Origin of the sequence: Micromonospora pallida, from assembly GCF_900090325.1 — a bacterium.
Classification (GTDB): Bacteria; Actinomycetota; Actinomycetes; order Mycobacteriales; family Micromonosporaceae; genus Micromonospora; species Micromonospora pallida.
Map to the genome: position 1 here is coordinate 636,520 of NZ_FMHW01000002.1, position 22,067 is coordinate 658,586.

14 protein-coding genes are annotated in these 22,067 nt (G+C 71.6%); 6 read left to right on the top strand and 8 right to left on the bottom strand.

The annotated features are described in order from the left end of the window. Nucleotides 1-10: 10 nt before the first annotated feature. The 6 genes from GA0074692_RS03045 to GA0074692_RS03070 all read right to left on the bottom strand — a co-directional run bounded on the left by GA0074692_RS03045 (nucleotide 11) and on the right by GA0074692_RS03070 (nucleotide 6,837). Nucleotides 11-1,726, bottom strand: coding sequence for a SagB family peptide dehydrogenase (locus GA0074692_RS03045; protein ID WP_091639115.1), 1,716 nt, complete (start codon nucleotides 1,724-1,726; stop codon nucleotides 11-13). Nucleotides 1,727-1,736: 10 nt separating this feature from the next. After that, entirely contained in the window at nucleotides 1,737-3,698 is a 1,962-nt protein-coding gene (locus GA0074692_RS03050; protein ID WP_091639118.1) for a TOMM precursor leader peptide-binding protein, read from the bottom strand. Between the two features lie 96 nt (nucleotides 3,699-3,794). Then, nucleotides 3,795-3,980: a thiazolylpeptide-type bacteriocin gene (locus tag GA0074692_RS03055; protein WP_091639120.1), complete on the bottom strand. Its 186-nt coding sequence runs from the start codon at nucleotides 3,978-3,980 to the stop codon at nucleotides 3,795-3,797. Nucleotides 3,981-4,045: 65 nt separating this feature from the next. After that, the gene (locus tag GA0074692_RS36385) at nucleotides 4,046-4,264 is read right to left on the bottom strand and encodes a hypothetical protein (RefSeq protein WP_091639122.1); all 219 of its coding nucleotides are present in this window, start codon (nucleotides 4,262-4,264) and stop codon (nucleotides 4,046-4,048) included. A gap of 188 nt (nucleotides 4,265-4,452) precedes the next feature. Further along, nucleotides 4,453-4,635 (bottom strand): thiopeptide-type bacteriocin, encoded by a 183-nt coding sequence (locus tag GA0074692_RS03065; RefSeq protein WP_091639124.1) that lies wholly within the window; start codon nucleotides 4,633-4,635, stop codon nucleotides 4,453-4,455. A gap of 54 nt (nucleotides 4,636-4,689) precedes the next feature. Beyond that, a complete protein-coding gene (locus GA0074692_RS03070) occupies nucleotides 4,690-6,837 on the bottom strand; it encodes a TOMM precursor leader peptide-binding protein (protein ID WP_141725118.1) in 2,148 nt (715 codons plus the stop codon). Nucleotides 6,838-7,293: 456 nt separating this feature from the next. Between GA0074692_RS03070 and GA0074692_RS03075 the strand changes: the two genes are divergently transcribed. The 4 genes from GA0074692_RS03075 to pulA all read left to right on the top strand — a co-directional run bounded on the left by GA0074692_RS03075 (nucleotide 7,294) and on the right by pulA (nucleotide 15,072). Then, complete coding sequence (locus tag GA0074692_RS03075) at nucleotides 7,294-8,250, top strand: ABC transporter ATP-binding protein (protein ID WP_091639128.1); 957 nt, start codon at nucleotides 7,294-7,296, stop codon at nucleotides 8,248-8,250. Next, nucleotides 8,247-9,089, top strand: coding sequence for an ABC transporter permease (locus GA0074692_RS03080; RefSeq protein ID WP_091639130.1), 843 nt, complete (start codon nucleotides 8,247-8,249; stop codon nucleotides 9,087-9,089). Before GA0074692_RS03075 ends, GA0074692_RS03080 begins: the two co-directional genes overlap by 4 nt. A 31-nt stretch (nucleotides 9,090-9,120) precedes the next feature. Next, nucleotides 9,121-9,420: a hypothetical protein gene (locus GA0074692_RS03085; protein WP_091639132.1), complete on the top strand. Its 300-nt coding sequence runs from the start codon at nucleotides 9,121-9,123 to the stop codon at nucleotides 9,418-9,420. A 159-nt stretch (nucleotides 9,421-9,579) separates the two neighbouring features. After that, on the top strand, nucleotides 9,580-15,072 hold the full coding sequence (pulA, locus tag GA0074692_RS03090) for a pullulanase-type alpha-1,6-glucosidase (protein ID WP_091639135.1): 5,493 nt from the start codon (nucleotides 9,580-9,582) through the stop codon (nucleotides 15,070-15,072). A gap of 131 nt (nucleotides 15,073-15,203) precedes the next feature. On the opposite strand, the gene GA0074692_RS03095 is transcribed toward pulA, so the two are convergent. Beyond that, nucleotides 15,204-16,844, bottom strand: coding sequence for a right-handed parallel beta-helix repeat-containing protein (locus GA0074692_RS03095; protein ID WP_141725119.1), 1,641 nt, complete (start codon nucleotides 16,842-16,844; stop codon nucleotides 15,204-15,206). A gap of 607 nt (nucleotides 16,845-17,451) precedes the next feature. Next, nucleotides 17,452-18,933, bottom strand: coding sequence for an aminopeptidase P family protein (locus GA0074692_RS03100; RefSeq protein ID WP_091639139.1), 1,482 nt, complete (start codon nucleotides 18,931-18,933; stop codon nucleotides 17,452-17,454). 112 nt (nucleotides 18,934-19,045) lie between these two features. Between GA0074692_RS03100 and asnB the strand changes: the two genes are divergently transcribed. Together asnB and GA0074692_RS03110 are read left to right on the top strand one after the other, a co-directional pair. Continuing rightward, nucleotides 19,046-21,007, top strand: a complete 1,962-nt coding sequence (gene asnB / locus GA0074692_RS03105) for an asparagine synthase (glutamine-hydrolyzing) (protein WP_091652461.1) — start codon at nucleotides 19,046-19,048, stop codon at nucleotides 21,005-21,007. A gap of 113 nt (nucleotides 21,008-21,120) precedes the next feature. Then, on the top strand, nucleotides 21,121-22,053 hold the full coding sequence (locus GA0074692_RS03110; RefSeq protein ID WP_091639142.1) for a carbohydrate kinase family protein: 933 nt from the start codon (nucleotides 21,121-21,123) through the stop codon (nucleotides 22,051-22,053). Nucleotides 22,054-22,067 lie beyond the last annotated feature (14 nt).

The following is a 22,067-nucleotide window of genomic DNA, read 5'->3' on the forward strand; positions in this document are numbered from 1 at the left end:
GTCGGGGACGTCACAGCCGGTACGCCAGGTCGGCGGTGGCCTCGGGGTGCCGCCCGAGGAGCAGGAACAGCACGGTCCGCTCGTCGGTGTCGTCCAACCCGAGCGCGGTGTTCATAGCGACGTTGTCGAAGCCGAGCACCGCGCCGCAGCCGAGCCGCTGGGCGGTGGCCGACAGGTACGCCCGCTGGGCGATGGTGCCGATCTCGGCGTTGAGGACGCGGTAGCCGCGCGGGCCGAACACGTCGAGTACGGCGTCCGGGCGGCCGGAGATCGCCAGCACCGCCCCGACCTGGCTCATCGTGTAGTTGGTCAGGAAGTACTGCTGTTGCAGGAAGGCCGACATCCCGCCCTCGGGTTCCGGTCCGGCGGGCAGCAGCGCGTGCTGTCGTCCACAGTAGGCGTAGCTGCCGGTGTCGAGTCCGTCGACGTGGTTGGCGAAGACCCAGAGGCGGGTGAGCGCGGGGCCACCGTCGGGGCCCTTCACGTCGGCCGGGTGGTGCCCGCCGGCGGCGGCGAACGCCAGGGTGGTGCCGAGTTCGGCGGCGGTCAGCTCCGGCGGGCGGCGGAACCGGCCGAAGCTGCTGTTCCGGCTGGCCAGCACCGTCGACAGGGGCTGCGCCAGCCGGTCGATCTGGGGCGCGGGCAGCGCGACCGGGTCGCCGGGCAGGTCGACCGGTGCGGCGTCGGCGACCCGCCCCGGCGTGGGGGCGCTGTGCACCGCCGCCCGGTGCACGGTGGTGACCTGCGGGAACTCCAGCACCCGCTGGGAGCGCTCGAACGGCTCGTGCCGTACCCGCGGCCCGTCGGCCGGGCTGCCGGCGGGCCTGCTCAGAATGGCGGCGGGCGCGGTGGACGGCCCGGCCTGACTGGCGGCGGACGCGGCAGACGTGGTGGCGGACCGGGCGGCCGGCGCGGCGGTGGGGGCCGGGCGGCCGTCGTCGGTCCAGCGGACCGGGACGACCGTGAAGACGCTCTGCGCGTCGCTGTCGAAGCCGAGCAGCCGGTCCAGGGGAGCCGGGTCGAAGCGCAGGTGCCGGCGCAGCGGCCCGCCCAGCGCCGGGGCGAGCAGGTCCCAGGAGCCGAGCATCGCGCCCAGGTCCTGGGTGACCACGTGGTAGCAGAAGCTGTTGTACTTGAACGAGTTCTTCCAGAACCGGAGGGTGGCCAGCAGGAAGCTGTCCTCGGCGGCCGGCCCGTCCGGGGACGCGGCGTCGCCCAGGGCCGTCCGGACGGTGTCGGCGACGTCGGCGACGAGCAGCCGCTCCAGCACGTGCTGCCCGGTGTGGTAGTGGTACACCCCGGGCAGCAGCGGGCTGGACGCCCCGGCGACCAGGTAGATCTCCACCGGGTACATGCCGCCGCCGGAGGCGGTGCCCCGCCCCCAGACCGCGTGCTCGAAGTGCGCCCGCTTGGCGGCGTCCTGGTTCCAGTTGACGGTCATCCGCCGGTCGAGCACCCCGTACGACAGTCGCAGCAGGGTGGCCAGCCGGTCCAGCGACCAGCCCCGCACCGGGGGCAGGTTCTCCCCGGTGACCAGGTCCCGCAGGGTGGCCAGGTCCGGGACGGCCGTGGGCAGCGGCAGCCGGGGCGCGCCGGGGTAGGACAGGTGGCGGGAGGGCTGGTCGACCCAGTCCACCTCGAAGTTGAACGGCTCCATCGGTACCTGCGCCCGGCGGAACACCGCCTCGGTGTACTCCCGGACGACCGCGACGGCCTCCTGCTGCATGACGGTGCTCCTACGGGAAGGGGTGCGGGTGGGGGTTGCGTGCGGTGGCGCCGAGCCGGTCGGGGCCCTGCTGTCCCCGAGCGAGGTGCTGGTCCAGCCGGTCGCTGTGGAGGATCCGCTGCCGCTGCCAGCCGAAGTCGATCGGGATCAGCCCGGGGGCGACGAGGGCCATCGTGTGCACCCCGGCGATCTCCTGCTCCGGGCAGGTCTGGTCGACGGCGAGGACGTCGCCGCCGAGTCCGGCGATCAGCCCGGCCAGGTACTCCACGTCGGCGGTCAGGTCGTCGTGGTCGGGGCGGACGGCCAGCCAGTCGCCGTACAGCTCGGTCATCGAACGCTTCGGCGGGTCGTCGAAGAGGAACGCCGCGTGCTGGGTCATCTCCGGCAGGCCGTAGAGCAGCGCATGGTGGCTCAGCTCGGTGACTCTCGTGTAGTCGCGGGTCATCTCATGCAGGTCCGGCAGGCTCGCCTCGACCCGCTCGTCGAAGCCGGGGACGTAGGAGGCGGTCTCGCAGACCGCCGCCCGGACCGCGTCGTCGGGGTCGAGGCTCGCCCCGGCGGCGAAGCAGAGCTGCCCCAGGCCCTCGCCGCGCTTGACCGCGACCGCAGTCACCACCGGTACGGGCAGGTCGGCGCGGGTGTCGAAGAGCCGGATGTCGTACCCGAGCAGTTCGACCCGGTCGAGCATGAAGTGCACCTTCTCGTCCTGGCAGGTGGCCGGGTCGATCTCGGCCAGCCGGGACGAGCCGTACCAGGCGAGCAGGAAGGCGTCCCGTTCCACGAGTTCGAGCATGCCGTGCAGCAGCGCCTCCTCCGGGGAGCTGCCGCTGGCGCAGCCGTTGGAGCACTCCTGGACGAACTTGCGCTGCTTCTCCCGCCGGTCCAGGTAGTAGACGAGCTGCTCGGGGACGAGTCGGGGCTGCTTGTCGCGCAGCGAGTAGCCCCAGACCCAGTGCATCGGCTCGGTCGGCGAGTACGGGGTGTAGTAGAGCCCGTGGCCCTCGTAGAAGGCCGGGTGGTAGCCGAGCCCGGCCGGGTCCATCGCGTCCGGGGCGAGGTTGGCGTAGCTGTCCACGACCTCGGTCCGCTTGGCCCGGGGGAACTGCCCGGCGTACCGCTCCAGCCCTTCGAGCAGCGCGTACGTCTCGCTGCTGCCGTAGCTGTTGGCGTGCCCGCTCCACCACATCTCGTGCAGGTCGAAGCGGCTGCGCACCCGGAAGTAGCCGGTCACCGGCGCGGTCGAGTTGGCGTTGTACGCCCGCAGCGCGTTGCCGCCGAGCGTCCCGGCGACCGGGTTGGCCAGCGCGGCGACCGGCAGGTCCAGCTCGTCGGCGGAGCGCAGCCGGTACGTGGTCGGGCTCGGCTTGGGGCGGGGAACCAGCGGGATGATCGCCCGTTCGGCGGTGTCCGGGTGGACGGTGGCACAGGCGGGGCACTCGGAGTCGGCCATCACCTCGGCCACCGTGGTCTCCAGGGTGTCCATCCGCAGTTGGTACACCCGGCCGACGCCGGGGCGGGTGGCCTCCGGGGCGCTGGCGCGGACGAACAACTGCCAGATCGCCTCGACCGCGAACGGGGTCAGGTGCGGCAGCGGGCCGGCGACGCCGACTCGGGCGCCGTGTTCCAGGGCGTGCCGTTCGTCCCGTACCCGGATGGCCTGCCAGCGGCGCTGCACACAGAGCGGGCACGGGCCGGGGCGGGAGTCGGCGGCGGGGCCGGACCAGCGGGGGCCGACCAGCGCGGTCGCGCCGTGCAGCCAGATCGGGACGACCTCGCCGTCGGGTGCCCCGGTGGGGTCCTGGTTGACGTCGGTGAGGCCGAGCGCGGCGAGGCGGACGGTGACCCCGTCCCACGGCGACGCCGCGCGGTCCGATCCGTCGGCCGGGCGTTGGGCCCGTTCGTGGAACGCCTCCCCGAGCTGCTTGAGGCTGGTGTCCCACCCGGTGGAGGTGGTCCGGACGTCGACGATCATCTGCGTCACCTGTCTGACGGGTCGGTACCGTGGTGCGGAGTCGAGGGTGGGATCCCCGCCGGCAAGGCGCGCCGGCGGGGACGGTGGTGGGGCGGATCAGCCCCCGCCACAACCGGTGCTGGTGCTGGTGCTGCAGCAGCTGGACGTGCTGCAGGAGCAGCAGCTGGAGCAGGAGCAGCTCGAGCTGGACCAGGCCATGACCATCGCGTCGACGGCGTCGACGTCCTCGATCTCGAAGGTCTCGGTCTCCAGCGCGCGGAGTTCCTCACTGAGTTCCGGCATTGTTCACACCTCCCCTCAACGCTCTCGGACCACGGCACCGCCGGACGAGCCGACGGCGCCGCGGTTCAGCTTGTGCTGCTGCAACTCGACGAGGTGCAGCTGCAACAACTCGACGTACTGCAGCTGGAGCAGCTCGAGGTGCTGGTGCTGCTGCTGCAGATGTCCATGACATCGGCGGACAGGTCCGCGATGTCCTCGACCTCGAACGTCTCGGTCTGGAGGTTCCGCAGCTCGCTGCGAACGGACTCCGGAAGCGCGACGGACGCGGGGTGCTGTGGTGCCATGGGCCTCTCCTCGAGCCGCGGTGAAATGCCAGTCGTGGTCGGGTCCGGTCCGCACCACCACAGTGGACCGGTGGAGGCACGCGGGGGGCTGCTCGCCGGTCGCGGACGACCGGCGGCGGATGGTGCGGTTTCCTGCGGAGACCGGCTTCGGACTGGGGACGTCAGCGTGGGGTCGACCCCGGGCAGCCTCAGCCGCAGCTCGAGGTGCTGGTGCTGGTGGAGCAGCAGCTCGAGGTGCTGCAGGAGCAGCAGCTGGAGCAGGAGCAGCTGGAGCTGGTCGCGGCCAGCGCCTCGGCACCGTCCTCGACCTCCTCGATTTCGAAGGTCTCGGTCTCCAGCTCGCGGAGCTCGTGGTTCAGGGTGATCGGCATGTGTTCACCTCCTTTCCGGGTCGCGTGCCTCGTGGGACCACTGTCGTGGTGGTTTCAGTCGGCCGTGGGGCGCTGGTGCAGCAGCACCACGCCGCTGCGGAACGCCCCGCTGGCCCGTACGTCCCGGGTGGTCGTCTCCACCAGCAGGGCGTCGGTCCCGCACGCGGCCAGGGCGGCGAGGACGGTCTCCCGGTCGGTGGCGGTCGGGGCCGCGCCGCTGGTGGTGGTCGCGGCGGCGGTCAGGGTCGCCGGGTCGAGGTCGACCAGGAACGGGTCGCCCGGGTCGGCCGAAACGCCCTCGAAGTGCCGTACCTGGATCAGGCCGACCAGGTCCCGGGCCGCCGCGCGGCGGGTGGTGACCGGGTCGAAGCCGGCGACCAGGGTCCAGAGCCGGTCGCCGCCGTCGGGCGGCGTGGTCACCGCGAGGACGGCGTGCGCCGGGGCCGCGCCGGCCAGTCCGTAGAGCGCGACCTGCCAGCCGAATCGGTGTGCCGCCTTGATCACCAGCGCGGTGTCCTCGTCGGCGACGAGGTCCTCCTCGGCGATCGCGACGAGTCCGTCCCGGCCGCGCAGGGCGCCGGTGAGTGCCCGGTACGCCAGCGCGTCGGCGAGCCCCTGGTCGATCACCGCGTCGAGGGTGTCGCCGACCGCCGCCCCGGCGGGGGTCCGCTCGGCGTAGCCGTCGGCGTTCGCCCCGGACAGCGGCAGCACCAGCGCGGCCGGCACCAGCAGCTCGACCGCGCCGTCGAGGGTCCGTGCCGGCACCCAGGTGGTGTGCCGGTCCGCGTCGTACGGCAGGGTCCCGGCGGCGGTGTCCAGTTGCGTCCACGGCACCGGGCGGTGACCGGCGGCGAGCAGCTCGGCGGCGGTGCCGTCGACCGCGCCGACCGGGCGGGCGTACCGGCCGACGTGCTCGCGGATCGCGACCCGGTACGCCTCGAGGCGGGCGCCCAGCACGGTGTGCACGTCGAAGGTGGTCAGCTCGCGTGGCCCCCGCCGGCCCGGCACCCGGAGCCGCGCCGTCTTCAGTGGAGACTGCTCCAGCGGGTCGTCGACGAACCGGGTGAAGACCCCGGCGTGGTCGGAGACCAGCACGCCGGCCCGCTGGTAGGTCTCGTCCTCGTCGGCGGCGGCGTCCTCGGTGGCCTCGGGCACCTCGACGTCCCGACAGACCGGGCAGGCCGGGTGGGGCAGGACCCGCTCGCGGCTGGACTCCAGGGTGGACTGGTCGAGCAGGAGCACCGACGTGCCGGTGTCCGGGGCGAGGGCTCCGGTGCGGACCCGGAAGAGTTCGAAGGCGGCGGCGTTGCCCAGCGTCCGGGCGGTGACCTGGGGCAGGGCCGCCGGTTCGCCGCCGTCCGGTCCGACGGCGAGCCGGCGCCAGAACTCGGCGGCGACGGCGGGCTCGGCGGAGGCGGTGAGTCGGAACTGCGCGCAGAGCCAGCAGGGCGTCTGTCCGGCGGCGACGACGGGGCCGAGCACCGCCCGGTCGCTGTCGGCGTAGACCGGCACCAGGAGCGGGCCGTCCCGGTGGCAGGTGCGGGCGAGCTCGTGCAGGCGGGCCAGGTCGGTCCCGTCGGTGCAGTACACGACCGCGTCGACGCCGGTCGGGTCGAGCGGGCCGGTGTGCACCCGCACCTCGGCCGGTACGCCCTCGGCGCGCAGCTCGTCGACCTCCGCGGCCAGCGCGGTGCGGTAGGTCTCCGGGGCGTCGTCGGGGTAGACGTCCAGGGACACGCACCCGTTGCGCAGCAGTCCGGTGACCGCGGCGAGCAGGGTCTCCCCGGATCCGCCGAGCGCCACCCGGGTGGTGTGGAAGCGCGCGAAGCGGCCGGTGGGGTCGTCGGCGAAGTGGTCGACGAACTCGATCTGCGGGGCGAACCGGCGGGCCACCGGCTCGGCCAGGTCGGCGCGACCCCGGGCGTCCTTGGCGAAGCCGCGGCTGACCAGGGCCCGGACCAGGCTGACCACGGTCCGCCGTTGGCTCTCGTCGAGGTCGGCGCAGAGCTGGCCCAGGCTGTGCTCGCCGTTGAGGTAGGGGCTCAGCGAGGACAGCCAGCGGAAGGCGGTGCGGCCCTTGATGAGGAACGCCGAGTCCGGTCCGCGCAGGTAGGCGCCGGCCGGAGCGTCGAGGAACACCACGTCATGGCGCAGCTTGGGACGCATCTCAAGGGTCTGGTCACCGTCCGTTAGCACGCTCATGCAGGCTCCTATGCCATCGACTGTGGCCGTTCCAAAAGTGAGCACCATCGTGCACAAGACGTTCACGAGCGTCAAACAAATGTTTCGTGAAGCTGGTGGTACGCGGCAAGGTCCCTTGTTCTGGGCTGGGGTGGAAGAGGTCCTTCCGGACAATCCGGCGTGTGCTCTTCCATGAAAGATCGACCTCGGCTAGCCTGTGGTCGGCATCCGGCTCTTTGCAGTTCAGGGGCCATGAAAGCGTGCTGTGTAAGGCCCTGTCGCACCGTCCACTCCGGACACGACCGGTTTGCTCCGGTCCACCGGACGGCCGCCGGGATTGATTCGTGCCGACGCCGCCATCGGATTTGCAACAATCTCGATCGTGTTAACAGGAAAGCCGAGGTGGCCGGATGAGGACGGAGACAATCTTGCCGACGTGTTCGCTTGAGCGTATTTCTTGGTCGTGGTGTCGGGCTGATGGGTGACGATTTCGCCATCGAGTTGGACGGCGTCACGAAGCGGTACCCGGGTGGGGTCACCGCCGTGGCTGACCTGCGCCTTCGGGTGCCGCGGGGAGAGGTCTTCGGCTTCCTCGGACCCAACGGCGCGGGCAAGACCACCACGATGCGGATGCTCGTCGGACTGGTCCGACCCACCAGCGGCCGGATCCGTGTCCTCGGACAGCCGCCCGGCACACCGGAACAGTTGGCTCAGGTCGGGGCCTTGATCGAATCTCCGACCTTTTACCCACACCTGTCCGGGCTCGACAATCTGCGCCTGGCGGCCCGGTACGCGGGCGTGCCGGAGAGCGCGGCCGAGCGGGTGCTGGCCGAGGTGGACCTCAGCGCGCGGGCCGGCTCCCGGTTCCGCGAGTACTCACTGGGTATGAAGCAGCGCCTCGGCGTGGCCGCCGCGTTGCTCAAGCAGCCGCACCTGCTGATCCTCGACGAGCCGACGAACGGGCTGGACCCGGCCGGCGTGTCGGAGATGCGCGAACTGCTGCGCTCGCTGGGCCAGCGCGGGCACACCGTGCTGCTCTCCAGCCATGTCCTCGGCGAGGTCGAGCAGGTCTGCGACCGGATCGCGGTGATCGACGGCGGTCGGCTCGTCGCCGACGGCACGCCCGACGAGCTACGGGCCCGCCTCGGTAGCGGGTCGCTGGTCATCGTCGCCGATCCGGTGGACAAGGCAGTCGCCTGCCTGACCGACCATGCGGCCGTGCAACGGGTGGATACCGTCGACGACACGCTACGGGTCGCCACCGACCCGGCGCTGGCCGCGGAACTCAACCGGCTCCTGGTCCAGGCCGGCGTCGAGGTCCGCGAACTGCGGCCGGTGCGCCACTCGCTGGAGGAGGCGTTCCTGGAACTGACCAAGGCCGAGCGGACCACCGGTGAGACGGGCCCGACGAGCCCGGGGGAGGGCGACAAGTGATCGCATCGGTACGTGCCGCCTGGTTCGCCGACCGGAAGCGGCCGGCGGTCTGGACCGTCACCGCGACCTGGACGATCCTGGCCATCGCGTTCGGCATCGGCATCCCGTACATCGTGCACCTGGCCCTCTCCGGTGACCCGAAACAGGCCGAGGCGGCCGAGTCGCTGCTCACCACCGTGCTGCCGGAGAAGCTGGTGTCCACCGGGATCGGGCTCTTCCCGCTCTTCGGCGGCGCGATCGTGGTGATCCTCGGCGCGCTGGTCGTCGGCAACGAGTACCGCTGGGGCACGCTCAACCTGATCTTCACCCAACGACCCCGGCGGGCGCAGGTGATGCTCGGGCACGCCGTGGCGCTCTGCGGCCTCACCCTGCTGCTGGTGCTGATCACCTTCACCGCCCTGGCCGTGGTCACCGCGATCCTCGCCACCGTCGAGGGGCAGGGGCTCGACTGGCCGTCGGTTGGTTCGCTGGCCGGCGCGGTGGGGGCGGCCTGGCTGATCTGCACCGCGCACGCGAGCGTCGGCTACTTCCTGGCCATCGCGTTCCGCAGCACCGCGACCGCCATCGCGGTCGGTCTGGTCTGGACGCTGGTGCTGGAGAACGCGGTCAACGGCCTCGCCCTGGTGCTCGAACCGTTGAAGGTGCTCCAGAAGGTGCTCCTGGCCCCGAGTTCCGGCTCGGTCGCCGGGGCGCTCGGCGCGCCCTCCCAGTTCGAGGGCGGCACGCCGGGGGTGATGGAGTCGTCGAGCGCCTGGTTGCCGGCTACCGTGCTGGCAGCCTACGTACTGCTCATGTTCGGCCTGGGTACCTGGGTCGCGGTGCGGCGCGACGTCAACTGACGAGCGGTCGTCGTCCGGCACGTCGACCAACGTGCCGGACGACGACCTGGACGGCAACGACGGGCCGGTCGTACGCCGGCCGACGGAAGGAGCCGGGATGGAGTTCCTCCTCGCCTTCGTGGTGACCGGACTGGCGGCCAGCGGTGGCTGGATCGCCTGGGCCGGGGTCCGGGGCTGGAGCCGGTACCGCAACCGCCGCCACGAGTTGGCGCTCGCCCGGGTCCGCGCCGAGGCGGTGGTGCGCCAGGCCGAGTTGGAGGCGCACGTCCGGGAGCTGGAACTGGCCAGCGAGACGTACGAGGACTTCAAGCGCCGCCACCCCGAGAACTGAGTCATCGACCGCCGACTGCCGTCGACCGGGTGCTTCCGGTCGACGGCAGTCGGTGTTCTGCAAGTGACCGCAACATTTCGACTTGGTTTGCAATCTATTGCAGAATGTTTCGGCAAGGACTAGCGTGCGGGCCAATCTACGACCACGGAAAGGCCGTCGATGAAACCCCCGCCACGATCCTCCAAGGCCCTGTTCGGCCTGGTTTCCCTACTTTCCCTGGCGCTCGTCGGCGCACCCGTCGCGGTGAGCCCCGCCAGTGCCGACGCCGCCGGGCGTCCCGACCCCCGCACCGCGGCCGGCGCGCCGCAGTGGCGCACCGAGCCCTCCGCCGAGGCCATGCTCCGGGCCGGCGCCGACGAGGCCCGCGCCGAGCAGTTCTACTTCGTCCTGCCGGACCGGTTCGCCAACGGCGACCCGCGCAACGACCGTGGTGGCCTGACCGGTGACCGGCTGAAGTCCGGTCTCGACCCGGCCGACAAGGGCTTCTACCACGGCGGCGACCTCAAGGGTGTGATCGACAAGCTCGACTACGTCGAGGGGTTGGGCACCACCGCGATCTGGCTCGCGCCGGTCTTCAAGAACCGACCCGTGCAGGGCGCCGGCGACGACGTCTCCGCCGGCTACCACGGGTACTGGATCACCGACTTCACCCAGGTCGACCCGCACTTCGGCACCAACGAGGAACTCGAGCGCCTGGTCGACCTCGCCCACCGGCGGGGGATCAAGGTCTACCTCGACGTCATCGTCAACCACACCGCCGACGTCATCAAGTACGCCGAGGACAAGTACGCGTACGTCGACAAGAAGACCAGCCCGTACACCGACGCGCAGGGGCGCTCCTTCGAGGACCGCAACTACGCCGACGGCAGCCGGGACTTCCCGAAGGTCGACGCCAACTCCGGCCCGTACACCCCGACCTTCGCCACCGAGGCGGACAAGACGGTCAAGGTCCCGGCCTGGCTCAACGACGTGACCATGTACCACAACCGGGGTGACTCCACCTTCGCCGGTGAGAACAGCGAGTACGGCGACTTCTTCGGCCTCGACGACCTGTGGACCGAACGCCCCGAGGTGGTCCAGGGGCTGACCAAGGTCTACGGCGACTGGATCGCCAGCACCGGCGTCGACGGGTTCCGCCTGGACACCGTCAAGCACGTCAACCTCGACTTCTGGCCGCAGTTCAGCCGGGGCATCGAGCGCGCCGCAGAGAAGGCGGGCAAGAAGGACTTCTTCATGTTCGGCGAGGTCTACAGCGCCGACCCGGAGATCACCTCTACCTACGTTCGGCAGGGCGGCCTGCCGGCCACCCTGGACTTCCCCTTCCAGGACGCGGCCACCGGCTACACCGCCAGGAACGGCTCCGCCAAGGCGCTCGCCGACATGTACGCCCGGGACGACCTCTACTCCTCCCGGGACACCGACGCCGACCGGCTGACCACCTTCCTCGGCAACCACGACATGGGCCGGATCGGCTCGTTCATCGCGAACGGCGGCACCGACCCGGCCACCCACCTGCGCCGGGACCAGCTCGCCCACCAGCTGATGTTCCTCACCCGCGGACAGCCGGTGGTCTACTCCGGGGACGAGCAGGGCTTCACCGGCCCGGGCGGGGACAAGGACGCCCGGCAGGACATGTTCGCCTCGAGGACGCCCGACTACCTCGACGACGACCTGATCGGCACCGACCGCACGCACGCCGTCGACCAGTACGACCGGAACCACCCGCTCTACCGCACCATCGCCGAGCTGGGCGCGCTGCGCAAGGCCCACCCGGCGCTGCGCGACGGCGTCCAGGTCACCCGGCACGCCGCCGACGGACCCGGCGTCTTCGCGTTCTCCCGGATCCACCCGAAGCAGCGCGTCGAGTACGTCGTCGCGGTCAACAACGCGGCCACCGCGCAGACTGTCACCGTGGACACCTGGTCGACGAACGCCACCTTCACCGGCGTCTACGGAGCCACCGGCAGCAGCACCGCCACCGGTGACGGCAAGCTCACCGTCACCGTGCCGCCGCTGTCGGCGGTGGTGCACCGGGCCGGTACGGCGATCCCACAGCCGACCGCCGCCCCGGCCATCAGCATCACCGCCCCGGCTGCCGACGCCGCCGTCGTCACCCGTGCCGCGGTCACCGCCCAGGTGACCGGCGACCCGCTCGCCACCGTCGCGGTGGCCGCCCGGGTCGGCGGCGGCAACTGGACGCTGCTCGGCACCGCCGAGCAGGCCCCGTACACGCTGCACCACGACCTGACCGGGCTGCCCGGCGGTACCCGGATCGAGTACAAGGCCGTGGTCCGGGACAGTAAGAGTCGTACCGCGAGCACCCGCTCCACCGCCACCGTGGGCACCCCGGAACAGGGCGCCTCCCGGGACTGGGCGATCGTGCACTACCAGCGCCCGGACGGTGACTACGCCGACTGGAGCCTCTACGCCTGGGGCGACATCGACCCGGCGTACGTCACCGAGTGGCCCAAGGGCCAGCCGTTCGCCGGTGAGGACGCCTACGGCCGGTTCGCCTGGGTGAAGCTCAAGCCCGGCGCGCAGTCCGTCGGCTTCCTGGTGATCGACAAGGACGGGAACAAGGACGTCGCCCAGGACCGGACCATCGACGTCACCCGGACCGGCGAGATCTGGATCAAGCAGGGCGACCCGACCGTCCACCTGAGTTACTCCGACGCCACCGGCGAGCCCGCGCCCCCGGTCGAGGAGGGCGTCGCGCTCCTCCACTACCGCCGGGCCGACGGCAACTACGACGGCTGGGGCCTGCACCTCTGGGACGGCGCGGCCAACCCCACCGACTGGGCCGCCCCGCTCGCCCCGACCCGGGTCGACGCGTTCGGCGCGGTGTTCCGGGTGCCGCTCGCGGCCGGAGCCACCGGGCTGAGCTACATCATCCACAAGGGAGACGAGAAGGACCTCCCGCAGGACCAGCGGCTCGACTTCGCCAGCGCCGGACGGGAGGTGTGGCTGCTCGCCGCCACCCCGGGCCGACTGCTCCCGGCGACCACCAGCGGCACCGCGAAGGACCTCGACATCACCAAGCAGAAGGCGCACTGGATCGACCGGTCCACCGTCGCCTGGGCCACCGGCCCGGCCGACGGCAAGACGTACGCCCTGGTCACCGCCCCGGCTGGTGGGGTGACCGTGGTCGACGGCGAGCTGTCCGGGACGTACACCTCGCTGCCGCTGACCGCGCAGCGCAACGGGCTCACCGAGACCCAGCGCGCGAAGTTCCCGCACCTGTGGGCGTACCAGACGTTCCGCCTCGCTGACCGGGATCTGGCGAAGGTGCCGGCCGCGCTGCGCGGACAGCTCCTGGTGACCGAGCGGGACCACGAGGGCAACCTGCTCTCCGCGACCGGCGTGCAGATCCCCGGCGCGCTGGACGACGTCTACGCCCGGGCCACCTCGGCGAAGCTCGGCCCGACCTTCGACGGCAACCGGCCGTCGCTGGCGGTCTGGGCGCCCACCGCCCGGACCGTCGCGCTGGAGCTGTTCGATTCGCCGACCGCGCAGCCGACGACCGTGGCCATGCGCCGGGACGACCGGACCGGCGTCTGGTCGGCGCGCGGCACGCGGGACTGGACCGGCAAGTACTACCGGTACCGGGTGGAGACCTGGCAGCCGGCGGCGCAGCAGGTGCGCACCGTGTCGGTCACCGACCCGTACTCGGTGGCCCTCGCCCCGAACTCCACGCACAGCCAGCTCGTCGACCTCGACGACCCGGCGCTCGCGCCGGCCGGCTGGGCGAAGCTGCGCAAGCCGGCGGCGGTGCCGTCGTCGAAGGTGCAGATCTCCGAGCTGTCGGTGCGGGACTTCTCTGTCGCCGACAGCAGCGTCCCGGCCGAGCGACGGGGCACCTTCCTCGCCTTCACCGACCCGGCCACCGCCGGCATGACCCACCTGCGCAAGCTCGGTGCCGCCGGGGTCACCCACCTGCACCTGCTGCCCGCGTTCGACTTCGCCACCATCCCCGAGCGGCGCGGTGAGCAGCAACAGCCCGCCTGCGACCTGACGAAGCTGCCGCCGGACTCCGACCAGCAGCAGAAGTGCGTCGCCGGGGTCGCCGACACCGACGGCTACAACTGGGGGTACGACCCGCTGCACTACACCGTGCCGGAGGGCGGCTACGCCGTCGACCCGAACGGCGCCAAGCGGACCACCGAGTTCCGGCAGATGGTCGCCGGGGTCAACGCCGCGAACCTGCGCGTGGTGATGGACGTGGTCTACAACCACACTTCGGCCGCCGGCACCGACCCGAAGTCGGTGCTCGACCAGGTGGTGCCCGGCTACTACCACCGGCTGCTGGAGGACGGCGCCGTCGCCAACTCCACCTGCTGCGCCAACACCGCCCCCGAGCACGCCATGATGGGCAAGCTGGTGGTCGACTCCATCGTCACCTGGGCGAAGGCGTACAAGGTGGACGGCTTCCGGTTCGACCTGATGGGTCACCACCCGAAGGCGAACATGCTCGACGTGCGCCGGGCGCTGGACAAGCTGACCGTCGCCCGGGACGGGGTGGACGGGAAGTCCATCCTGCTCTACGGCGAGGGCTGGAACTTCGGCGAGGTCACCAACGACGCCCGGTTCGTCCAGGCCACCCAGGCCAACATGGCCGGCACCGGCATCGGCACCTTCAACGACCGGCTCCGGGACGCGGTGCGCGGCGGCGGGCCCTTCGACGCCAACCCGCGCGTCCAGGGCTTCGCCTCCGGGCTCTTCAGCGACCCGAACGGCGACCCGGTCAACGGCAGCGCCGAGCAGCAGCGCGCCCGGCTGCTGCACTCCCACGACCAGATCAAGGTCGGCCTGGTCGGCAACCTCGCCGGCTACCGGTTCACCGACACCCAGGGCCGGACGGTGACCGGCGCGCAGGTCGACTACAACGGCTCGCCGGCCGGCTACACCGCCGCGCCGGGGGAGGCGGTCACCTACGTCGACGCGCACGACAACGAGATCCTGTACGACGCGTTGGCCTACAAGCTGCCGCAGGACACCCCGATGGTGGACCGGGCCCGGATGCAGGTGCTCGCCTTCTCCACGGTGCTGATGGGGCAGGGCGCCGGCTTCGTCACCACCGGCACCGAGCGGCTGCGGTCGAAGTCGCTGGACCGCAACTCGTACAACTCCGGTGACTGGTTCAACCAGATCCGGTGGGACTGCGCCCAGGGCAACGGCTTCGGCGCCGGCCTGCCCCCGGCGGCGGACAACGAGGACAAGTGGTCGTACGCCAGGCCGCTGCTGGCGGACGCGAAGCTGGTGCCGGACTGCGCGGCGATCAACCTGACCGACGCCCGGTACGCCGAACTGCTGCGCGTGCGGGCCTCCTCGCCGGTGTTCGGGCTGACCGACGCCAGCGAGGTGCAGCAGCGGGTGGCCTTCCCGCTCTCCGGTCCGCAGGAGACCCCCGGCGTACTCACCATGACGCTGGACGGTCGCGGCCTGGACCGGCAGTGGAAGTCGGTGACCGTGGTCTTCAACGCCACCCCGCAGTCGGCGACCCAGCAGGTAACCGGCCTGCGGGGCGCGGACGTGACCCTGCACCCGGTGCTGCGCACGTCGGCGGACCCGGTGCTGCGGACCGCCTCGTTCGACGCGGCCAGCGGCACGTTCACCGTTCCGGCCCGTAGCGTGGCGGTGTTCGTCCAGCGCTGATGACCGGACGGGAAGCCGCCTGCCGGTGACCCGTGGACATGCGTCCGGCCCCGCCCGGGTGGTCCTGTGGACCACGTGGGCGGGGCCGGCTCGTCGTGCCCCGGTCGGTGCCGGGTGTGCTCACCCGTCGGTCAGCCCTGGCAGTTGAGGATCGCCCGGCCGCCGCAGTTGGTCGAGTTGTTACCGACCACCCGCGACTGGAGGTCGACGGTGGCTGCCCCGGACGGGGCCATGTGGTGGATGCCGCCGCCGGCAGTCCGGGCCTGGTTCAGGGTGATGTTCGTGCCCACCAGGGTGAGGACACCGGTGGCGCCGTTGTGGATGCCACCCCCGGTCGTGCCGGCCTGGTTGCCGGTGAGCTCGCCGCCGTTGACGGACAGCGAGCCGAGGTTGGCCACACCGCCACCGGCACCCAGGTAGGCGCTGTTGCCGGTCAGCCGGACGCCACTGAGGGCGGTCACCGTGCTCTCCGGGCCGTTGTAGATTCCGCCGCCGCCCGGCGCGGTGCCGGCCACCGTCGCCGCGGTGTTCTCCAGCAGCGTGACCTCCCGCAGCCGGAGCTGGGCGCCACCCTCGTTGGCGACCGCGCCGCCCGAGGAGGCGGCGGTGTTCGCGGTGAACTGGGAGTCACCGACGTCGACCGAGCCGCCGGCGACGTACAGGGCACCACCGTTGCCACCGCTCTCGTTGCCGAGGAACCGGCCTTTTCGGATGGTCGCCGTCCCGGTGCTCTCGAGGGCACCCCCGCCACGGGTGACGGTGCCGGTGACCGGCGCGATCGACTTGTTGGCCTCGAACAGGCTCTCCTCCGCCACCAGGGTGCCGGTGTTGCGGACGGCGCCCCCGCCGACGGCCGCGTGGTTGAGGGCCAGCCGGGTGTTGCGCAGCGTGGTGACGCCGGCGTTCTCGACGGCGCCGCCGGTGCCCGCGCTCCCCACCGCGCCGTTGCCGGTCAGGGTGCTGTTCTCGATGACCGCCTCACCGCCGGCCTGCACCAGGACCGCGCCCCCACGGTTCGTTCCCGAGACCAGGCCGTTGCGCAGGGTCACGTCCCGCAGCGTCAGGTGGCCGCCGTTGTCGACCTGGAAGAAGCGGAACAGGGTGGTGCCGGCGTTGGGCAGGCCGTAGGCCCGCTCGATGACCGACCGTTCACCCAGGATGGTGATCCGGCTGGTGATCGGCGGGAGGGCGTTCGGGCCGGTGGCCGTCCGCAGGTCGTACGTGCACTCCGTGGCCAGCCGCAGCGTGCCGCCCTGCCGGGCGTTGGCCTGGTTGATCGCCGCGAAGAGCGCGTCGCGGTTGCAGGGCACCGCCGTGGCCTGCTGAGCCTGCTGTTGGCCCTGCTGCGCCTGCTGGCCTTGCTGGCCGTTCTGGCTCTGTTGCCCTTGCTGGCCCTGGCCGTTCTGCCCCTGCCCTTGCTGGCCCTGTTGCCCCTGCTGGCCCTGGCCGTTCTGACCCTGTGGCCCCTGGCCCTGCTGGCCTTGCTGTCCCTGGCCCTGCTGGCCGCGCCAGTCGCCCTTTCCGTGGTGGCCCTTGTCCGCCTTGTGGCCGCCCTCCGGCGACGAGCCTTCACCCGTGAGGATCGACTGCGCGCTCGCCCAGGTCAGGCCGGTGAGGCCGGGCACCCCGGCGGTCGCGGCAACACCGATCGCGCCCACGCTGACCACACCGGCCAGGCCCGCAGCGCCGGTGGCCAACCAGAGCCGACGACGGTTCCTCGGTGGCACCGCCTCCGGGGCGACTTCCTCATTGTTTCGAAGGTAGTTGGACATCGGAGCTCTCTGCCCTCTCCTCGTACCAGACAAGGTCGCTCCGCCATGGCGAGGCGGCCTTCGCTACAAATCGGTTGTAGCTGCTGAACCACACCGTATGAGAATGTTCCTCACTATGACCGCCTAATCCGAAAGTTGCCCATATTGGGTGGCATTCTGGCAGGAGGGTGCGGTCCGGTCGTGGCTGGGCCGCGATCGGACACCGGGCGACCCCTCTCCGGGACGCGTCCGGGAGAGGGGTCGCTCTGGGTTTATGTGGATCAGCCGGTACACCACGGGGGATGCCGGCGGTGGGTCCCCGCGTCGGCGCCTGCGCGCGGGCCGCGGGGGGAAGGGACCGGGCGGACGGAGCGAATCGCACGCGACCCGTCCGGACCGCCACGAACGGGAAGAACTTTCTGAACAAACCGTAGGGGATGGATCGCCCTAGGGTGCGGGTTTCCCGGGGTAACACCGCAATACGGCAAGATCTGGGCAGATTGGGGCGGAACCGGTCACGGGTGGCGGCCATCCACGCGAAGAGACTCAGTCATTACGCGACGGACCCCGCCGACGGGGACCCGATTACCCGGGCACCGGTCGGCGGGGTCCGCCAGAGCAGTCGCGGTCAGCCCGGCAGGCGCGGGCCCGCCTCACGCTGTTCGGCCAGCCAGCTCTCCACCTCGTCCGCGCTCCGGGGCAGACCCGCGGAGAGGTTCACCGCGCCGGTGGCGGTCACCAGGACGTCGTCCTCGATCCGGATGCCGATCCCGCGCAGCTCCTCCGGCACCAGCTCGTCCTCCGGCTGGAAGTAGAGCCCCGGCTCGACGGTGAGCACGTACCCCTCGCCGAGGACGCCGTCCCGGTACACCTCCTTGCGGGCGTTCGCGCAGTCGTGTACGTCGAGGCCGAGCATGTGCCCGAACCCGTGCAGCGTCCAGCGCCGGTAGATCGTCGACTTCTCGTCCATCGCCTCGTCCACGCTCACCGGCAGCAGGCCCAGGTCGGCCAGCCCCTCGGCGAGCACCCGCATGCAGGTCAGGTGGACGTCCTTGAACTTCACGCCCGGCCGGATCGCCTCGATCCCGGCCTGCTGCGAGGCGTACACGACGTCGTAGACCCGACGCTGGAGGGCGGTGAACCGGCCGCCCACCGGCAGCACCCGGGTGACGTCGGCGGTGTAGAGGTGGCGGTTCTCCACCCCCATGTCCATCAGCAGCAGCTCACCCGGGCGGGTGGTGCCGTGGTTGTGCACCCAGTGCAGGATCGTGGCGTGCTCGCCGGCCCCGACGATCGAGCCGTACCCCACGTCGTTGCCGTCGTGACGGGCCCGCAGCGCGAAGATCCCCTCGAGCAGTCGCTCGGACACCCCCCGGTCGGCCGGGAGCACCCGGGCGACGTCCTCGAAGCCCCGGACGGTCGCGTCGACCGCGTCCTGGAGCTGCGCGATCTCCCACTCGTCCTTGACCAGCTTCAGCTCCGAGACGGCGATGGCCAGCTCCCGGTCCCGCGCCGGCTGTCCCTCGGCGCGGGGACCGTCCCAGGGGCGCACGGCCGCGTCCACCCGGGCGTCGAACCCCCGCAACACCCGGGTACGCCCCGGCGCCAGGTCGGCCAGCACGGCGTCCAGTTCGGTCAGGTCGGCGGTGGGCAGGCCGAGCTCGCTGGACTTCTCGGTGAGGGTGTGCCGCCGTCCCACCCACAGCTCGCCGTGCCGGCTGCGGAAGAACTCGTCGTTGTCCCGAGAGGAACGCGGACGCATGTAGAGGACGGCGTCGTGCCCGGACCCGTTCGGCCGCAGCACCAGCACGCTGTCCGGGGCGTGGTCGCCGGTCAGGTAGACGAAGTCGCTGCCGGGCCGGAAGCGGTACTCGGTGTCGTTGGCGCGTACCTGTTCCCCGCCGGTCGGGATCACCAGCGTCTCGCCCGCGAAGGCAGCGGAGAGCGCGGCCCGTCGCTTGGCGTAGTTGGGCACCTCGGGGCGGGGACCCACCGGCAGGGTGCTGTCCCGCCAGCCCTGCCGCATGAAGGCCAGGAAGGCTTCCGGGAAATCCGGGTCGTGCGATTCGGTGCCGTCCGTCGGCGTCGTGTCGGTCCGCTTCTCAGCCATGGTCCGCTCCCTCCGGTGGCGTCGCTGGTGCAGACGGTACCGCGCTAGCCCGGTGCGGGGAGAGCCCGTGGTGCCGCGACGGAGTGCTCGGGCGCGTGGAAAGATGGCCAACATGTGCGGACTCCTGGCCTTTTTCAGCGCGCGCGGCGACGCCGGCGCGCACCGCGACGCCATCGCCGGAGCGTTGGAATGCCTGCACCACCGTGGGCCCGACGAGACCGGTGTCGAGCTGGTCGGTGACGCCACCGGCCGGTACGCGGACGGGGTGTTCGCCCACAAGCGGCTCGCCATCATCGACGTGGCGTCCAGCCATGAGCCGCTGCCCTACGCGGGCGGCCGGTATCTGCTCACCTTCAACGGCGAGATCTACAACTACATTGAGTTGCGTGAGGAGCTGATCCGCAACTTCGGCGCCCAGTTCGCCACGGCGGGCGACGGCGAGGTGATCGTCGCCGGCTACCACTACTGGGGCGAGCAGGTGCTCACCCGGCTGCGCGGCATGTTCGCCTTCGTCATCTGGGACCGGCAGCAGCGGCGGGCCTTCGGTGCCCGGGACCACTTCGGCATCAAGCCGCTGCACTACCTGGAAACCATGGACGGTCTCTACCTCGCCTCCGAGAAAAAGGCCCTGCTGCCGTTCGCGCAGTCCGCGTACGCCGGGGACGCCGGGGTGGACACCGCCAACCTCTCGCACTACCTGACGTTGCAGTACGTGCCGGAGCCCGGCACGCTGCACCGGGGCATCAGCCGGATCGGATCGGGTGAGTACCTCACCTGGAGCCCGGGTGGCCGGATCGACGTACGGCGGTGGTACCGGCCGGTGTTCCGGCCCGCCCCGGTCTCCGACGAGCAGCGCCTCTACCACCAGATCCGGGAGACGCTGCGGGAGAGCGTCCGGATGCACATGCGGTCGGACGTGCCGGTCGGCTCCTTCCTCTCCAGCGGCATCGACTCGACCGCCGTGGTGGCCCTGGCCCGCGAGTTCAACCCGAACATCCTCACCTTCACCGTCGGGTACGACGTTCCCGGCTACTCCGAGATCGACGTCGCCCAGGATTCGGCCCGACACCTCGGCGTGACCACCATCCCGACCAAGATCGGGCCGCAGGACATGATCGAGGCGTTGCCGAAGATCGTCTGGCACCTGGACGACCCGGTGGCCGACCCGGCGCTGGTGCCGCTCTACTTCGTCGCCAAGAAGGCCGCCGAGCACGTCACCGTGGTGCTCTCCGGCGAGGGGGCGGACGAGTTCTTCGGCGGCTACACCATCTACCGGGAGCCGCTCTCGCTGAGCAGCGTCAACGGCCTGCCCGACGGGGTGCAGAAGGGCCTGCGCGCGGTGTCGAAGGCGATCCCGCAGGGCGTCAAGGGCAAGAGCTTCCTGGAGCGCGGCACCACCCCGATCGAGCAGCGCTACTACGGCAACGCCCGGATGTTCACCGAGGAGGAGAAGCAGCACCTGCTGCGCCGGTACGACCCCTCGGTGCGGTACACCGACGTCACCGCCCCGATCTACGCCGAGTGCACGGAGCTGGACGACGTCACCAAGATGCAGTACGTCGACCTCTACACCTGGCTGCGCGGCGACATCCTGGTCAAGGCCGACCGGATCTCGATGGCGCACTCGCTGGAGGTGCGGGTGCCCTTCCTGGACCGCGAGGTCTTCGAGGTGGCCGCCGGCATCCCGGTCGACCTGAAGCTGCCGCCCCGCTCGGAGGCCACCAAGTACGCCATGCGTCAGGCGTTGCAGGGCGTGGTGCCACCGGCCATCGTGAACCGGAAGAAGCTCGGCTTCCCGACCCCGACCCGGGTCTGGCTGCGCGGCGAGATGTACGAGTGGGCCCGTTGGGTGCTCAGCAACTCCGGCGCCGGTGAGCTGCTCGACCTGTCGTACGCGATGCGGCTGCTCGAGGAGCACAAGCGGGAGGAGGCGGACCACTCCCGCAAGGTGTGGACGGTGCTGATCTTCTGCATCTGGCACGCCATCTTCGTCGCGAAGACCCTCGACCCGGGTATCCAGCGCAACCAGTCCGCCCTGCTCACCAAGCCGGTGGTCGGCTCCATGGTCCGCTGACCTCCGCCGTCTCCACGCGTTGACCAGGCGGTTCGCGTCAGCCGGCGGTAGCTTCGGTGCCGCGAACCTCCTGATCAACACGGGCAGCGGGGTGGGGCGAGAAAGGGGTTGGGGTGGGGTATTCGGTGGTGGTCGGTGAGGCGCTGGTCGACCTGCTCGACGGTCGGTGTGGCGACGAGCCGGTCTACCGGCAGGCGATCGGTGGCGGGCCGCTCAACGTCGCGGTCGGGGTGGCCCGGCTCGGCGGCGACTCCCGGTTCGTCGGCTCCCTCGGTGACGACGCGCTGGCCGACCGGATCCGGGACTTCCTCACCGCGGCCGGCGTCGGGATCAGCGGGACGATCACCGTGCCCGCGCCGACCGCGCTCGCCGTGGCCACCTTCGCCGGGGCGGAACCCGACTTCCGCTTCTACGGTCAGCCGCCCTCCTACGGGCTGCTGACCGCCGACGACCTCGACGTCGCGCTGGTCGAGGGCGCCGACGTGCTCTACTGCGGATCGATCGTGCTGCTCTGCCCGGCGACCCTCGCCGCCGCCCGTCGGGCCTGGCGCCTGGCCACCGGGGTGCGGGTGTTCGACCCGAACATCCGTCCCCGGCTGCTCGCTGGCCCGGACGCACTCGACACGGTGCGACACACGACCGCCGAGTTCGCCGCCAGCGCGCATCTGGTCAAGCTCAGCGCCGCCGACGCCGAGGTGCTCTACCCGGGCGAGCCGGTCGAGCGGGTCGCCGTCCACCTGCGCGAGCTGGGCGCGGGCACCGTCGTGGTCACCCTCGGCCCGGACGGCGCGCTGGTCGCGGCCGGAGCCGACCCGGTACGCGTACCCGCGCCCACCATCCGGGCCGTCGACGCCACCGGGGCCGGTGACTCGGTGATGGCCGCGCTCGTCGCCGACCTGCTGGTCGACGGGCCACCCACCGACCCGGCCGGCTGGACCGACCGGGTGGCCTTCGCGCTCCAGGTGGCGGGCCTGGTCTGCGAGTCGCCCGGCGGTGCGGTCGCCATGCCGACCCGGGACGCGGTCGCCCGCCGATTCGCCACCTGACCGGCTCCCGCCGT

What these genes read in the sequence shown, in the direction of transcription:
- GA0074692_RS03075 (WP_091639128.1), top strand. Translation starts at nt 7,294, where the DNA reads ATGGGTGACGATTTCGCCATCGAGTTGGACGGCGTCACGAAGCGGTAC.
- GA0074692_RS36385 (WP_091639122.1), bottom strand. Translation starts at nt 4,264, where the DNA reads ATGGCACCACAGCACCCCGCGTCCGTCGCGCTTCCGGAGTCCGTTCGC.
- pulA (WP_091639135.1), top strand. Translation starts at nt 9,580, where the DNA reads ATGAAACCCCCGCCACGATCCTCCAAGGCCCTGTTCGGCCTGGTTTCC.
- GA0074692_RS03070 (WP_141725118.1), bottom strand. Translation starts at nt 6,837, where the DNA reads ATGAGCGTGCTAACGGACGGTGACCAGACCCTTGAGATGCGTCCCAAG.
- GA0074692_RS03065 (WP_091639124.1), bottom strand. Translation starts at nt 4,635, where the DNA reads ATGCCGATCACCCTGAACCACGAGCTCCGCGAGCTGGAGACCGAGACC.
- GA0074692_RS03100 (WP_091639139.1), bottom strand. Translation starts at nt 18,933, where the DNA reads ATGGCTGAGAAGCGGACCGACACGACGCCGACGGACGGCACCGAATCG.
- GA0074692_RS03045 (WP_091639115.1), bottom strand. Translation starts at nt 1,726, where the DNA reads ATGCAGCAGGAGGCCGTCGCGGTCGTCCGGGAGTACACCGAGGCGGTG.
- asnB (WP_091652461.1), top strand. Translation starts at nt 19,046, where the DNA reads ATGTGCGGACTCCTGGCCTTTTTCAGCGCGCGCGGCGACGCCGGCGCG.
- GA0074692_RS03055 (WP_091639120.1), bottom strand. Translation starts at nt 3,980, where the DNA reads ATGCCGGAACTCAGTGAGGAACTCCGCGCGCTGGAGACCGAGACCTTC.
- GA0074692_RS03095 (WP_141725119.1), bottom strand. Translation starts at nt 16,844, where the DNA reads ATGTCCAACTACCTTCGAAACAATGAGGAAGTCGCCCCGGAGGCGGTG.
- GA0074692_RS03050 (WP_091639118.1), bottom strand. Translation starts at nt 3,698, where the DNA reads ATGATCGTCGACGTCCGGACCACCTCCACCGGGTGGGACACCAGCCTC.